Source organism: Paenibacillus sp. J22P15 (genome assembly GCF_056269345.1).
Genome location: NZ_JBWDNT010000003.1, coordinates 1 through 14,161 on the forward strand (window position 1 = coordinate 1; position 14,161 = coordinate 14,161).

Consider the following 14,161-nt stretch of genomic DNA (forward strand, 5'->3'; position numbering starts at 1 on the left):
TGCTCAATTAAATCACTCGGCAACGGAATCTTTAAAAATGGCATCCATTGTCATCACTACACTTCCTATAATGTGTATTTATCCTTTTATACAAAAGTACTTTGTCAAGGGTCTTATGGTCGGCTCAATAAAAGGATAATTGATGAAATTTACCAATAAGGAGAGATTTATCATGAAAAGATTTTTGGTCTTATTTGTAGCTATCATGATGTTAGTTGCAGGGTGCAGTAAGCCAAGCGAATCTGCCAAAACCACAACGTCACAGACATCAGACCCGAATGCCACCGAACAAAAAAATAGCGAAAAGCCCATTGAAGTTTCTTGGTTTTTTAGTTCTAATACCCCATACACTGGCGACGAAGAAATTTTTAAGACAATTCTAAAGTACACAAATATTAAAATCAAACCCGTTAGCGTAGCCCGTGCAGACTATACACAAAAATTGAATACCATGTTAGCATCTGGATCACTACCCGATTTGATGACATTACCAAGAGATAATGCGGACCGTTATGGTCCACAAGGAGCATTCTTAGATTTAACGCCTTATATGGAAGCAGGGAAGCTTGATCATTACAAAGTGATGTTGGAAAAATATCCACCTGCCATGGATCTGACTCGTTCGCCTAACGGCAAATATTATGGCGCCCCAAGAATGTATGATGTGCCATATCGTGCCGACGAAGTTATGTTGGGGAGGACTGATATTTTTGCAAAACACAACTTATCCACGAAGTTCGAAACCTTTGACGATTTATACAATACCTTAGTTGAACTGAAGAAACTCTACCCAGATTCTTACCCCTATTTTGTAAGATGGGGTACGCCTCACTTAATAGGTAATCAAGCTTACTATAGAGGAACGAGCACCTCTTTCTATCTTGACCCAGAACAAGAAAGATATGTATACGGTCCAGAAAGCCAAGCCTACAAGGATACGTTGGTTTACTTGTATAAATTGTATTCCGAAGGCTTATTAAATCCCAACTTTGCTACGATTACAGATGATGAATGGAATGAACTGTTAGCTACAAACAAAGGTTTGGTGACCTTTGACTACCCGCAAGTTGGCGACGAGATTGTTAAACAAATGGGAAGCAAAATTCCAGAGGGCTTTGAATTTACGGCTATGCTTCAACCTGCATACAACAATACAAGAGTTGGTACCGGTGTTTTAAGCGGCTATTTCTCAAGCTACAAAGTGATTTCAAATCAATCTAAATACAAAGATGAATTGGTTAATTTTTTGAATTGGATGTACAGCCCAGAAGGTGTCGATGCCATGCAATTTGGTATCGAAGGCGAATCTTATCAAAAGAATTCCGATGGTACTGTGAAATTTTTGAAGGATTTTCAAACTTCTGCTACACCAAATGGTTCCATCAAGAATGCGGGGCTAAATAACCAAGACCTTCTCAACGTTGTAAATCAAACTGCTATTAATACTTATGAGTTAAATGGTGCTGCCATGAAAAAATCGGTATCATTTTTGGAAGAAAACCAAGCATTCGGCAAGGCGGTCTTTGATGCAAAATTCAACGATACGAATGCGAAAAAAGAATATACCGACCTCAAAACGGCTATTGATACCTACGTAGAGGAAGCTTCGGTAAATGTGATTATCGGTAAGAAAAGCATTGATACCTGGGATGTAGAAGTTATTTCACAGGTTAAAAAACTTGGCTCTGACCGAGCACTGGAACTAATCAATAAAGCCTATGACGAGACTTTTAAGAAATAATGGATATAACTTGAGTTGAACGAAGGAGCGTGACTTCTCACGCTTCTTGTTGTAATTGGATTACGTTTTCGTTTTAGATAAAAATGGATGATTTCTAAAAATGGAGGTCTACGAACAATGAAAAGAAATGTTACAGAAACTGCAAATGGATGGATTACCGACAATGGAAATGGCACCTATACGAATCCAATCATGTGGGGGGACTATCCGGATAATGATGTGATAAGAGTTGGCGATACATACTATATGTCTTCAACAAGCATGCATGTATTTCCAGGCTGTCCTATTATGAGCTCCAAGGACTTGGTGAATTGGGAATATGAAAGTTATGCCGTTGAAAGAATGGAAGGCGACGAGTACGATCTTATCAACGGAGATGTTTATGATGAAGGTCCATGGGCAACGAGTCTAAGATATTATAACGGAAAGTTTTACCTCATGTTTAATATTAATCGAGATGCTGCATATGTAAGTATTGCAGATCAAGCAAGTGGGCCTTGGTCACTCTATAAACTAGAAGATGAACTTTATGATCCGGGCTTATTGTTCGACGATAACGGAAAAATATATGTAGTCCATGGACAAGGGGAACTGTATCTTAGCGAGTTAGAGATCGTGGATGAAGAAACAGGCCAATTATCGATCATATCCAAGCGAGAACCAGGCGCCAAAAGAAACGGCAAAAAGATCTATTCTTACCCATGTCCGGGTCATCGTTACAATGGGTATAACGAGGGAGCCCATGTATATAAAATAAATGGCACTTACTATATTCTAACTACGCCGATTTGGAAGCATGGTTCAAAAAAAGAAGTGGCGGTTCGAACCAAAGATTTAGCGAACGGACCTTATGAAGTCGAGGATATTATGGCAAGCTTTATGAATTTCTGGGGGAATGGAATTCATCAAGGGGGGATTGTCGATGTTCCTCAGGAAGACGGTACCTCGGAATGGTGGGCAATCATATTTCAAGATAGATCTAAACTTGGAAGAGTACCGACCCTGCAGCCAGTTATATGGAAGAATGGCTGGCCATACATGGGGCTGGTAGATGGCGAAAAAGCTGTTGTTACATATAAAAAGCCTAATATACCGAATCTGGAGCATATTGAACCGAAGGCACTTCCATCTTCTGATGACTTTAGCACGAATAAGTTAGGGTTACAGTGGCAATGGAATCACAATCCGGATAACAGTAAATGGAGTCTTGAAGAAAGACCAGGATATATTAGACTTAAAACTTCAAGTGTAACGGATAACTTAACCTATGCGCGAAATACGCTTACGCAGAGGATAGTTGGCCCAGACTGTATTGGAACTGTTAAGTTAGATGTGAGCCATGTGGCCGATGGTGATACGACTGGTCTGTGCTTAATGCAAAGAGATTTTACCTTTATTGGGATCAAAAATGAAGAGGGCCATAAATCTATCGTTATTAATGATAATACGACTGAACATGTATCCGTGAATTTGTCTGCAGGTATTAAGGACGTATGGTTAAGAGCAGAGACTCCAAGGCACGAATATAGAATGGAGTTTTCATATAGTTTAGACGGTATCCGTTTTAAACAACTTGGTGGAAGATACGATATGCGTTACGGTACCTACGTCGGAATGAGATTTGGAATTTTTAACTACGCAACAATAAAGCTTGGCGGATATGTAGATGTAGATTCCTTTGAACTGACAACCTCAGAAAATCAGGGCAATCTATTTGGGATAAATAGAAGAATCGATGCTGCACGCTACGATGATCAAACGTTTGTTTCGGATAAAGAACTCCAAATAAACCCAAGAACAGAATGGATATGCGATGATCCAAACCGTGAATATGATCTATGTATATCGAATCTAAAAGACGGAGATTGGTTGCAATATGATCAAGTCGATTTTGGTGCCGGCGATGCGGAATGGTTTAATGCAAGAGTAGCAAGTTCATTAACCGGAGGAACGATTGAGGTAAGAATTGGTCACATGGATAGTGATTTAATAAGTACACTTCATATTCCCAATACGGGTGATATAAATAAGTATGTAAATATGAAGAGTGACCTTGCAAAACAAGTTACTGGAAAGCAAAAAGTATATCTTGTGTTTAATGGTGCAAGTCAAAATATGTGTAAACTTAACTGGATTATGTTTGGTTCGGGAGAATTTCCTCAGATACCTTCTGTTCCAGAAAATTTGACTATTGTGAGCAAAAGTGAGTCCATTCTAAATATAAAATGGGACGATTCACCAGGAGCACTGCATTACGACATTATGTTTGATGACAGAGTAATAAGTAATGTTACTAGTGAATTCTCGCAGTTAGGTCTAGTACCACGCTCTAGTCATACTGTAAAGGTAAGAGCTAGCAACTTTGCAGGGTATAGTGAATGGAGCAATGAAGTTAAAGTTGAATCCGCAATGTAGATTTTATGACGATACGTTTAACGCGATGGACAGTAGGCACCCCCTGATATCTCTTTTACCGTCCACATTACCATTCGGGGTCATTAAAGGAATCGACATCAGGAACGGCGAATTCAGATTATGGGTACAAAAGGTGAAATTCGCGGCGAGGAAGGCAAAATTACGGTTATGGATTTCGTTACCCACGAAAACACTGAGATTCAAATCCCAGAACAGACGTCGGGGCATGGGGGTGGAGACAGCGGCATTGTCGGAACTTCCTGAAGGAAGTGTCCGGCTACGATGGTAGCGAGAGCCTAACGTCCGCATCGGCTTCGGTACGCAGCCATCTTATGGCGTTTGCAGCGGAGCAATCCCGTTTAAATAATGGCCAATCGATTGAACTTGATGATTTCTATAAGGAGCTATTCGTTCAAGTGTGAAAGTATTAGTTGAAAACTGTAATGATAGAGCAAGAGAGTGTTTGCTGTAGATAAATGAACGGAGGCTAAAACTATGTCAACATTTGTTGTGGAAGGTAACCAATTTGTTTTTGATGGCAAGCCGGTCAGGCTAATTTCAGGTGCAATCCATTATTTTCGCGTTGTTCCCGAATATTGGCGAGATCGTCTGATGAAACTGAAGGCTTGCGGCTTCAATACGGTAGAAACCTATGTACCGTGGAACTTGCACGAGCCAAACGAAGGACAGTTCAACTTTGAAGGCATCGCCGACATCGTCAAGTTTATCGAGACGGCAGGTGAATTGGGGCTGTATGTGATCGTTCGTCCAAGTCCGTATATTTGCGCAGAGTGGGAATTCGGCGGATTGCCGGCTTGGCTGCTGGCCGATCCGGGCATGCAGTTGCGCTGTTTCCATCAACAGTTCATCGATAAAATTGATGCCTATTATGACGTCTTGTTGCCGAAGCTTGTTCCGCTGCTCTGCACGAATGACGGGCCGATCATCGCGATGCAAATTGAGAACGAATACGGCAGTTACGGCAACGACGATCAATATCTTGAATATTTAAGAGAGAGTAAGATCAAGCGTGGTATCGACGTGCTGCTGTTCACCTCCGATGGACCAGGAGATTTCATGCTGCAAGGCGGTATGGTGCCGGGTGTGTTGGAGACTGTAAACTTTGGTTCCCGGCCAGTGGAAGCTTTCACTGAACTGCGCATTTATCAGCCGGACGGACCTATCATGTGCATGGAATTTTGGAACGGCTGGTTCGACCATTGGTTCGAGAAGCACCATACACGCGATGTCGCCGAAGTGGCGAAAGTATTCAACGAAATGCTGGCGATGGACGCTTCGGTCAACTTCTACATGTTCCATGGAGGAACGAACTTCGGTTTCTGGAGCGGCGCTAACGACGACGGCACGTATATGCCGACGATCACAAGTTACGACTACGATGTGCCGATAAGCGAATCTGGCGATTTGACGGACAAGTTCTATGCGGTACGCGAGGTTGTATCCAAATACGTCGACCTCGGACCGCTAGAGTTGCCTGACCCGATCAAGAAGAAAGCATACGGTCAAGTGAATATGTCGCAGCAAGCTTCGCTGTTCGAATCACTCAACAAGCTGTCGACGCCGGTGCAAAGAACTTGCCCGGACCCGATGGAGTTGCTGGGACAAAATTACGGCTTCATCTTATACACAACGAGGATTTCGGGACCGCGCAAAGAAACACGGCTGAATCTGCAGAATGTACACGATCGGGCACAGATCTTTGTCGACGGTGAGTTTAAAGGAGTTGTCGAGCGCTGGAGCAAAGACGCAGAGCCAATTACTTTCAGTATACCGCCTGAAGGAGCAACCTTGAGCGTGCTCGTCGAAAATATGGGACGAACCAACTATGGCCCATACTTGCGAGACGTTAAAGGAATTACGGAAGGGATCCGCTTCGGGGCGCAATTCCTTTACCATTGGACAGTTCACACGCTACCCCTGGAAGATTTGTCGATGTTAGAATATACATCTAGGGAAATGGAATGCGATGGCAAGCCGACCTTCTACAAAGGGACGTTCCAAGTGGATGAGATGGCAGATACGTTCCTCGAGCTGAAAGGCTGGAACAAAGGCGTCGCGTACATCAACGGTTTCAATCTTGGCCGGTATTGGGAAACGGTAGGGCCGCAGAAAACGTTGTACATCCCGGGACCTCTTCTCCGTAAAGGAGAGAACGAACTCGTGCTGTTTGAGCTACATGGTCCCCAAGAGCCGGTAGTTACACTTCGCGACAGCGCTATTCTAGGGTAACATACAAAAGGATGGAGGGCTGATTTGATCAGCACTTCATCCTTTTTTTTACAATCCTATAATAGTGGATATCCACGCATCCTGTTTGGCTTCAATTGCAGGTACGGACGGCAAAACCAAGATCGCATCTCCAATCGTATTTAGAATAACAAGGATGGTAAATTGACGTATACCGATTTTGCCTTTTTCGAGCATCTCCGTTGACTTCCTTTCTGAACCGTTCGATTGTCTCCCCAAGCCGAGCCTAGCTCATTTTGTGATTGTTCCTTTTTTTCGTATTATAGCCACGACTAACAACAATAGCGGTAGAAGAAGCCCTATTGTTAGCAAATGAGGCTGGTCACTGTCCGTTCATATGTAACATTGGGGTACATGATTAAAGAAGTGACCACTAATATTATGCCTAACGGCAATGAAAGCAGCCGGTATTCTTTTATATGTAACGTTTGCGCAAGTCCTAATACAGAAGCATAAAAATAGTAAGTTGTTTTGAAATAGAGAGTAATAAACCATAGTGTAGCGAGTATGGCTTCTATGTATTGAATAAAACCTCCCACATTGACTTTTCTCGCTAGCACATAACTCGGGTACAAATTCCTTGTCAGAAAGTTTCTTAAAAAAACAAAAAAGCCGAAGCGCCAAGAAGGAAACTAAAACTTATAATAAAAGAAACGAGTTTACCCAGCCATTTTCCTAACAGTATTTCATTTATTTCAACCAAAGTCTTCGAGGGAAACCGGGCACAAAGGGTGTTATACAACCATATAAGCAATAATCCAATCATTAATCCAACGCATACGGGAATCCAAGCATCTTGTTTGGCATTAAAAACTAGACCTGATGGTGCGTTTAAGATCGCACTCCCAATTGTAAATAAAGTGACGACGATTATAAATTGACTCGTCGATATTTTCTTATTCCCCTGCATGGACTTTCACCCTTTTCATTCAACACTCACAAATATGATGTACCTAATGCATAAACGCTCATGCTATGGAGGGCGATTCTTCCTTATTTCAAGGCGCTCTCTAAGAAATCACTAAACGGTCGGTAAATGACGGTCAACCAGTCGAGGGGGTTCGGAAGCTTAACATGTAAACTCAATGATATGCTTAAGCCGATTCCTATTACGAGCAAGGCTGAAAATACCCACAGTTCCTTTATTAACTGCTTTCTGAATAACGCAGGGGCTTCGAAGATGAAGATGGCGGCGGCTGCCGCGAGAATTCCTAAGATCGCCCACATGCTCGACTACTCCTTCATTTCCTGCAGGAAAGAATTCGATACGGTCCCTAAGCGTCGGGTCTTTATATCCGCATTCACACTTACCTGCAAATCGTTGGTAAAATACTGGTCCCAATCCTTTTTCAACTTCGCCCATGCCTTGGGATCGGCACGATGAATAGCTTCACCGAATCCGAAAATGTCGACTTTATACTTCTTTTGTACTGTTTCGATCGTGTGTTTGACAAGCTTCTCAACTTTTTGATTCGCTCTCTTATCCAATTCGTCTATCGTCTCCGTCTTCGTTAAGTCGACATTGCATTCCACATCCTGCACATTTTGTTCGATTCGAATATGGATATCAATTTTGGGATGGCCGTTTTCTACTTTTCCTTTCACTTTTGTTTCCGAGCGGATCAACTCGAATGATATTTTACCTCCACCGGGACATGCCAGAACACCGATGGTACGTTCCACTTTTTCCTTGATATAGCTGTACGTTTTGCTTTCCTTTTCGTTAAGCCAGCCCAATAGTTTATCTTTTTTAAAAACTGCGATTCCCGTGTATTGCAAATTAGCTGGAGAATCGATTTTTTCCAGATTTTTATTGCTCGCACCTTGTTTAGGATCGCCCTTAATCTGGATGGTGCTCAATACCGGATGTTTTCCTTCACTAATGAGATCAGACAACAACTCATCCAAATGGATGGGAACGGTAGGTGCCCAAATTTTATTAGAGACCTCAAGCGATTTAAACATTTTATTCGCCGGGAGTTTTTCCAAGGGGGTTAAGAACCCCAATATTTCTCTTGCTGTCGTTCCCTTTGATACAGCAACGTAAAAGTCTGTTCGGAACTCGTGGTACCTCGACAGGAAGTCAAGCGTATCGCGGATGCCTTCCCTCGCCAACTGTTCCCCTAAAATAAGCATCCGAGTATGTGAAAAATAGAGTTGCCTTGGGGCAACCGTTGCCATTCTTCTGACGGCCTCAGACACCGTATCTCCTCTCGCATTATACATCACGGACGGCGTTCGACCGCTGCTTGGTTTCTTTGAGGATACTTCACTCGGATCGATGACTTGGACGGAGAGCTCATATTTGCCCCCCACTTTATCAATACCGATAGCTCCCACAATGGCGAGATCATTGAGCTCACGGCGGCTCCAGCATCCGGTCACAAACATCAGCAGGATAAGAACAAAAGATAACAAGAACGTGTTTCGTTTCACGGTACAACTCCTTCTTATAACATTCGACCCTCATTCTCGCGGTTCTGGTTTCGGAGGCGGAGTATTTTTTCCGCGATTCACATTCGTCTGATTGATGAGGCGAGGGCGGGAAAATAAGGTCCACCTTGGCAACCGGATAACAGCATCCTTTTGATCAGCAGGTACCATCGGAGCAAAAGGACTCATATAGGGAGCCCCAAACGAGCGAAGACTGCACAGATGGAGCAAGATCGCAATGAATCCGACAATAATCCCAAACAACCCAAAGGAAGCGGCAAGCGCCATCATCGGGAACCGAAGAATGCGGAAGGCGTTGGACATGCTGTAGGAAGGAAATACAAAGCTGCTAATGGCCGTTATGGCGACAACGATGATCATCACTGCCGATACAATTCCCGCCTCTACGGCCGCCTGTCCAATGACCAAAGTTCCGACGACCGATACCGCAGGACCAATCGTTCTTGGCATGCGAAGACCGGCTTCCCGTAAGATCTCGAAGGACAGTGCCATGATCAGCACTTCGATGATGGCGGGAAAGGGAACACCTTCCCGCTGTGCCGCCAAACTGAGCAGCAGAGGTGTAGGCAGCATTTCCTGATGAAACGTCGTAATCGCGACATATAGTGAGGGAGCCAGTAACGTGATCATCACACCGATGTAGCGAAGGATTCGAACAAGGCTGCTGATATCCGCACGCTGGTAATAATCTTCTGCGGCATGTAAGAAGGAAATAAACAAAGCCGGGACGACTAGAACGAATGGGGTTCCATCTACCAGAATGGCGACTTTTCCTTCCAACAGTTCGGCTGCAATGACATCCGGGCGTTCCGAATTGTAAACGGTCGGAAAAGGAGTGAATGTTTCGTCTTGAATCAATTCTTCGATATAGCCGCTTTCCAGGATACTATCGATGTCGATCCGGTCCAAACGCGTGCGAACTTCTTCGACCACGCTTTCACTCGCTGTTCCTTTGATGAACATTATTGCTACACTGGTTTTGGTCACCCGTCCGATTTGTTTGGTTTCTAACCATAGATTCGGGTCTTTAATTTTGCGCCTAAGCAAGGCGGTATTCGTGCGCAGCGATTCGGAGAACGCTTCGCGCGGTCCCCGAATGACGGATTCGGTCGAAGGTTCGGTTACCCCGCGGTCTTGCCAGTCCTGTGTACTGGCCGCTACTCCTATCGCATGCCCGTCCAGCAGGAAGACGACCTCTCCGGACAAAATCGAATGGCATAACGTATCAAAATCAGTAACATCTTTGATATCGCCGATCGTGAGGGCGTGGTTCTTCAAAACTTGTATGGCTTCAGGAGGTGATGAAAGCTGCTCAGACGCACCAGTAATATCCAGCATCACCGATTCCATTATAAAATCGTTGATTCCTTTTTTATCCGCCAAGCCATCGGCGTAAAATACCCCCAACAGCTGATTTCCAGATTTCATGTGAACCTCACGGACGATGATATCCGTACTGCTGCCGAAAGTATCATGCACCTTTTGTATGTTTATTTTAAGGCGTGATTGCAGTGGCTCTTTCTCATTTGTCGTCTCTGTTGTAGAGATTTTCGCAGACATCCGTTTAGAAAATTTCATGATTGTATCCTCGGCCGTTGGGTTTGTAACCAATTATTACTTGTGTATAAGAGTTTTAGTCATTTTAAGATAGCCGTTTCTTACGATTAAAGATCTTCGTTGCTCATTTGTTCCGTTATCCAGTGCTGCACATGATACAATCGATGATCGAAAGCTTGTTGAAAGAATCCAGTCAGTCGATATTGGGAAAAATGTGCTTTTTTCAAGTTGGTAAGCGCTTCTTGATAGGAAGAAAAGCCAATCTTTTGAAAAAAAATCACTCAAACGTCAGTTTAATATGTTCAGGATTCTTCCAATAGTTCATCGGGACATTAGAAAATTCCCAAGGTTGAAAATGACCGGGATACGCTGCGTTTATGACATGATAAGGTGAATCTCCAAACATACCCGAAATACCACCCAGTCCTCCTTGGGATACCATTTAAAGCGCGCATTATTCGGCTGTACCAATGATTTGGAGAAACCGTCTCGTTTTTCTTCACATGTTCGTGACCAAATTTTCTTCATCAAATCAATTCCAGTTATCGCCAAAGATAATATCTTATATTCGCTAGTGCGGAAAATATCGTACGAAATACGCGTTTATCTAAATGAGCGTGTGAAAACCCCTTCTGACATTTTCACTAAAGTGAGTCCTCCTAATGGACGGCTATTAAAAAGGTTTTACGTAAGCAATCGAACGGGCTCAGGAAAGCACTAAGAATATATGGTATCGTAGGGCACTTTTCTTTTGCTCAGGTGGAGCCACAGATAGATATTGTGATCGAAAATACCGATTGAAGAATGTATTTTACAGAATGCACAATCTGTTAAATGGGTGAAATGCTTACGAGTAGTCGGAAAGACGGCTGTCAGTAAGCATTTTTTAGTTATTTATCTTCATTTGGTAAATGGCTTGCGCCTATATGTACAAAAATGTTTGTGGCTGAATGCCAGCAGGATAAATATACGAAAAAGCTGACGACGACCGCCTATCTCAAGTTATTTCTGCTTGCGCAGTTGCAAAACCGCGAAGGCTTGCGACATATCGCCGATGATGTCCTTTGCGAGAACTTGCAACATGAGCTCGTCCTGACCTCCATCTCGGCGGCGCAGCTCAGTCGCAAACATAAGCAAGTCGATCCCGAACTGCTGCGGCACGTATTCGAACAATTGGCCACACGTGTTCTATCGCGTCTGGGCCCGCTAGCTCATCGACTCAACAACAGGGACGTTGTGCCTGCAGAAACAAGTGGGCCGAGTTCCGCAAGACCAAAGCGGGCATCAAAATACATATGCGTCTGGCCTTTGTTGGCGAACAGGAGGTCATCCCGGAGAAAGCGACGGTTACCGTAGCCAAGAAAAATGATCGCACCCAGATGAATGAACTCGTTCATGAACCGGGCGTAACATACGTCTTTGATCGCGGTTATATCGACTATGCGGTATTTGATCGCTATTGTCGGGACGGTGTTCGAAGAAAATAAAGTATTAGACTGGAGTTGTTGATTTGACGCGGTTTTTGAGTTTGAAATTCGTCAGCTTTCGGACGTTCTAGCTTAATGGAAACAACTTGCGTGTATTCTAACATCTGAATCCACTCCTATTTATGATATTAGAAAATCCACAACATCATAATGGCTGTGATTTTCAAGTTTGTATCTATAATTGATATAAGGGAGTAAAAGAAAAAGCCGAGCAAGATCAGGTTTGAATGCCTGAAATCAGCTCGGCTTGTAGTCGGACTTTATAAGTTTTATGCAATGTTATTGATAAAAAAGATATAATCATCAAGTGCGGCAATGAATAACAGGAGGTGCTTGAACATGAAGGTCATTCTTGGTTTTATTATGTTTGTTTTGTATGCGCTGGTGACGATGTTTGGGTTAGGTCCGTTGTTGTTTGCCGACGGTAGCCAAAAAGAGCGCATGATCACCCTTGCTGTTGTGATGATCATCTATGTCGCATTAACGATTATCACCTATGTTATATTCCGCCAAAAAAAATAATGAGCGACAGAATGATTACCGCAATTGAATCTGCCTCTTAATGTTAGCAGAAAATAAAGTCCTAGACTGTCGCTGTTTTATTGAACTAACGTTCCGCGTTAGCTTAATCACGTATTGAAAATCGAATGTAGAATAACTTACTTGAGATTATAGAGAATCTCCGTTTCAAGCTTTGATTCATCCTCATTCCAATGTCCGTATATCTCCAATATCGGAGCCTCATGGTGTACTCCTAGAGCTTTTATAGTCGATTGTATGCTCCTATAAGTTTTGTCTAATTCACTATATGGTCCGATGTGCTTACAATAAGCATATTTTTGAAAAATAACATCCCTCGTTACCAATAATGAATCTCCTTTAGGCGGAGAGATCAGCTCGATCCCAGCAAATATACTGTGATCAATATCATATACATGATTTATTCCTGTATGAGAGAGTTCTTTGATTTTTACTTCCTTCCAAACCTGATCCAGCAATTCAAAAATCGTTTCACTATACGCTTTATTTTGATCATGAAGTTTAGAAACGCCGAACAGTGTAAAAGTTTTACTTTGATTTATTATGACAGTCTCCATTATTACCTCCCCTTATCTCGTTTATTTGGTAGCCTTAACGAATACTTCTTCTTTATTCTGCTCCTCTTTCCTCTAAAATTGAATTAAAATTGTTGTTATTGCGCTATTCTGCCCTTTAGCTTAACAAAGAAATGGAGCAGCTGCCGTAGCAAACTGCTCCTTGATTGTTCTACTATCGTACCCGTTAGTTGAATAACGACAAAATCATTCATCTGTTGTGTCGATACCCAATCCACTAATTTGAATTTTCAGACGGGATGGGCGGCGCTGACTCATATCGCCAGGCTCGGGTATAAATTCCTTGTTTTTAAGCCGTGATTCGAAATAATCTTTTTTGACAACTTCTATTTCTTTCAACATTTTGACCATTGTTGTGCCAAAAGCATGACATCCAGGAACCTGCGAATTCGAGAGTATTCGTGAGAAAAACCTTATTCTCCGAGGGAGCGTAATGGGACGTTACCAGTCTAATACTTTATTTTCTCAGTCTAATTCTTTATTTTCTTTTAACAGACGGCATTTTTATTCGTCACGCGGCTCAAAAATAATACGCACATTGAGCCTTTGGAAGAGCAGGAGATCCCGGAGGACAGTCCTGTTGCCGCCGATGTTCTCGTTCGAATCGGCTCACAGCAGAAGAAAATGAAGCATACGCTGCGGATGATTCAAACGGAAGATTCACAAGGCAATTTGCTCTTTCTGGTAACCAACCGATTCGATCTGACCTGCGATGAAAACAGTGAGATGTACCGCTGCCGCTGGGCCATCGAGACATTCTTCAAGTGGATGATGCAGCTAAAGAAAAAACCCAATCGAACATCGAGAGGGCGGCAACGAAAACGAACCAAGTCTTGATGGATAGGAACGTCTGTTTCAACAAAAAGTGAACAGAATTGCATAAATCAACCCAATGGACAAGTTACCTTTAAGAGCTGTCCAACCTTTTTCATTTCTCCCTGAAATTACGTTTTCTGAATATTCGCTATTTTAGAGCATCGCGATTTTATGCAACGCTAGTGTTCTCTGGTATAACACCATCAGTGATATCCGACTATTAAAATTCGAAGATTTAACAATTTTTTGTAGTCCAATTTTGTTAAGAAACGGTGTTAAACTGTTTTTTTTGTGTATTTAGATCGTTA

At 42.7% G+C, this 14,161-nt stretch carries 13 protein-coding genes and 4 pseudogenes; 9 read left to right on the forward strand and 8 right to left on the reverse strand.

Going from position 1 to position 14,161, the window contains the following annotated elements; all coding sequences use genetic code 11:
* The 5 genes and pseudogenes from AC0YN6_RS08335 to AC0YN6_RS08355 form a co-directional block, all read left to right on the forward strand.
* A pseudogene (locus AC0YN6_RS08335) lies at positions 1–139 on the forward strand (carbohydrate ABC transporter permease); the annotation flags it as partial.
* 33 nt (positions 140–172) lie between these two features.
* The gene (locus AC0YN6_RS08340; RefSeq protein ID WP_475746303.1) at positions 173–1,741 is read left to right on the forward strand and encodes an extracellular solute-binding protein; all 1,569 of its coding nucleotides are present in this window, start codon (positions 173–175) and stop codon (positions 1,739–1,741) included.
* A 117-nt stretch (positions 1,742–1,858) separates the two neighbouring features.
* Complete coding sequence (locus AC0YN6_RS08345) at positions 1,859–4,156, forward strand: family 43 glycosylhydrolase (protein WP_475746304.1); 2,298 nt, start codon at positions 1,859–1,861, stop codon at positions 4,154–4,156.
* A 99-nt stretch (positions 4,157–4,255) separates the two neighbouring features.
* A pseudogene (locus tag AC0YN6_RS08350) lies at positions 4,256–4,578 on the forward strand (gfo/Idh/MocA family oxidoreductase); the annotation flags it as partial.
* A gap of 73 nt (positions 4,579–4,651) precedes the next feature.
* Positions 4,652–6,406, forward strand: a complete 1,755-nt coding sequence (locus tag AC0YN6_RS08355) for a beta-galactosidase (protein WP_475746305.1) — start codon at positions 4,652–4,654, stop codon at positions 6,404–6,406.
* 48 nt (positions 6,407–6,454) lie between these two features.
* Here AC0YN6_RS08355 and AC0YN6_RS08360 read toward each other — a convergent pair whose 3' ends face one another.
* From AC0YN6_RS08360 to AC0YN6_RS08385, 6 genes are all read right to left on the reverse strand, one after another.
* Positions 6,455–6,601, reverse strand: a complete 147-nt coding sequence (locus AC0YN6_RS08360) for a GerAB/ArcD/ProY family transporter (RefSeq protein WP_475746306.1) — start codon at positions 6,599–6,601, stop codon at positions 6,455–6,457.
* Between the two features lie 128 nt (positions 6,602–6,729).
* Positions 6,730–6,984 carry a GerAB/ArcD/ProY family transporter gene (locus AC0YN6_RS08365; RefSeq protein WP_475746836.1) on the reverse strand — a complete coding sequence of 85 codons (255 nt, stop codon included), beginning with the start codon at positions 6,982–6,984 and terminating at the stop codon, positions 6,730–6,732.
* 35 nt (positions 6,985–7,019) lie between these two features.
* The gene (locus tag AC0YN6_RS08370) at positions 7,020–7,334 is read right to left on the reverse strand and encodes a GerAB/ArcD/ProY family transporter (RefSeq protein ID WP_475746307.1); all 315 of its coding nucleotides are present in this window, start codon (positions 7,332–7,334) and stop codon (positions 7,020–7,022) included.
* Positions 7,335–7,417: 83 nt separating this feature from the next.
* Positions 7,418–7,651, reverse strand: coding sequence for a hypothetical protein (locus AC0YN6_RS08375; RefSeq protein WP_475746308.1), 234 nt, complete (start codon positions 7,649–7,651; stop codon positions 7,418–7,420).
* A gap of 6 nt (positions 7,652–7,657) precedes the next feature.
* Positions 7,658–8,860 carry a Ger(x)C family spore germination protein gene (locus tag AC0YN6_RS08380; protein ID WP_475746309.1) on the reverse strand — a complete coding sequence of 401 codons (1,203 nt, stop codon included), beginning with the start codon at positions 8,858–8,860 and terminating at the stop codon, positions 7,658–7,660.
* 30 nt (positions 8,861–8,890) lie between these two features.
* Positions 8,891–10,456: a spore germination protein gene (locus AC0YN6_RS08385; RefSeq protein ID WP_475746310.1), complete on the reverse strand. Its 1,566-nt coding sequence runs from the start codon at positions 10,454–10,456 to the stop codon at positions 8,891–8,893.
* Positions 10,457–11,371: 915 nt separating this feature from the next.
* Here AC0YN6_RS08385 and AC0YN6_RS08390 point away from each other — a divergent pair.
* Positions 11,372–11,437 (forward strand): annotated as a pseudogene (locus AC0YN6_RS08390) (hypothetical protein); the annotation flags it as partial.
* On the opposite strand, the gene AC0YN6_RS08395 reads toward AC0YN6_RS08390, so the two are convergent.
* A complete protein-coding gene (locus AC0YN6_RS08395) occupies positions 11,438–11,608 on the reverse strand; it encodes a hypothetical protein (RefSeq protein ID WP_475746869.1) in 171 nt (56 codons plus the stop codon).
* A 17-nt stretch (positions 11,609–11,625) separates the two neighbouring features.
* Here AC0YN6_RS08395 and AC0YN6_RS08400 point away from each other — a divergent pair, with 17 nt between their 5' ends.
* On the forward strand, positions 11,626–11,922 hold the full coding sequence (locus tag AC0YN6_RS08400) for a transposase (RefSeq protein ID WP_475746838.1): 297 nt from the start codon (positions 11,626–11,628) through the stop codon (positions 11,920–11,922).
* A 339-nt stretch (positions 11,923–12,261) separates the two neighbouring features.
* Entirely contained in the window at positions 12,262–12,444 is a 183-nt protein-coding gene (locus AC0YN6_RS08405) for a DUF6954 family protein (protein ID WP_475746311.1), read from the forward strand.
* 137 nt (positions 12,445–12,581) lie between these two features.
* On the opposite strand, the gene AC0YN6_RS08410 is transcribed toward AC0YN6_RS08405, so the two are convergent.
* The gene (locus AC0YN6_RS08410) at positions 12,582–13,019 is read right to left on the reverse strand and encodes a GyrI-like domain-containing protein (RefSeq protein ID WP_475746313.1); all 438 of its coding nucleotides are present in this window, start codon (positions 13,017–13,019) and stop codon (positions 12,582–12,584) included.
* A gap of 537 nt (positions 13,020–13,556) precedes the next feature.
* Here AC0YN6_RS08410 and AC0YN6_RS08415 point away from each other — a divergent pair.
* Positions 13,557–13,874, forward strand: a pseudogene (locus AC0YN6_RS08415) (transposase); the annotation flags it as partial.
* Positions 13,875–14,161: the final 287 nt, after the last annotated feature.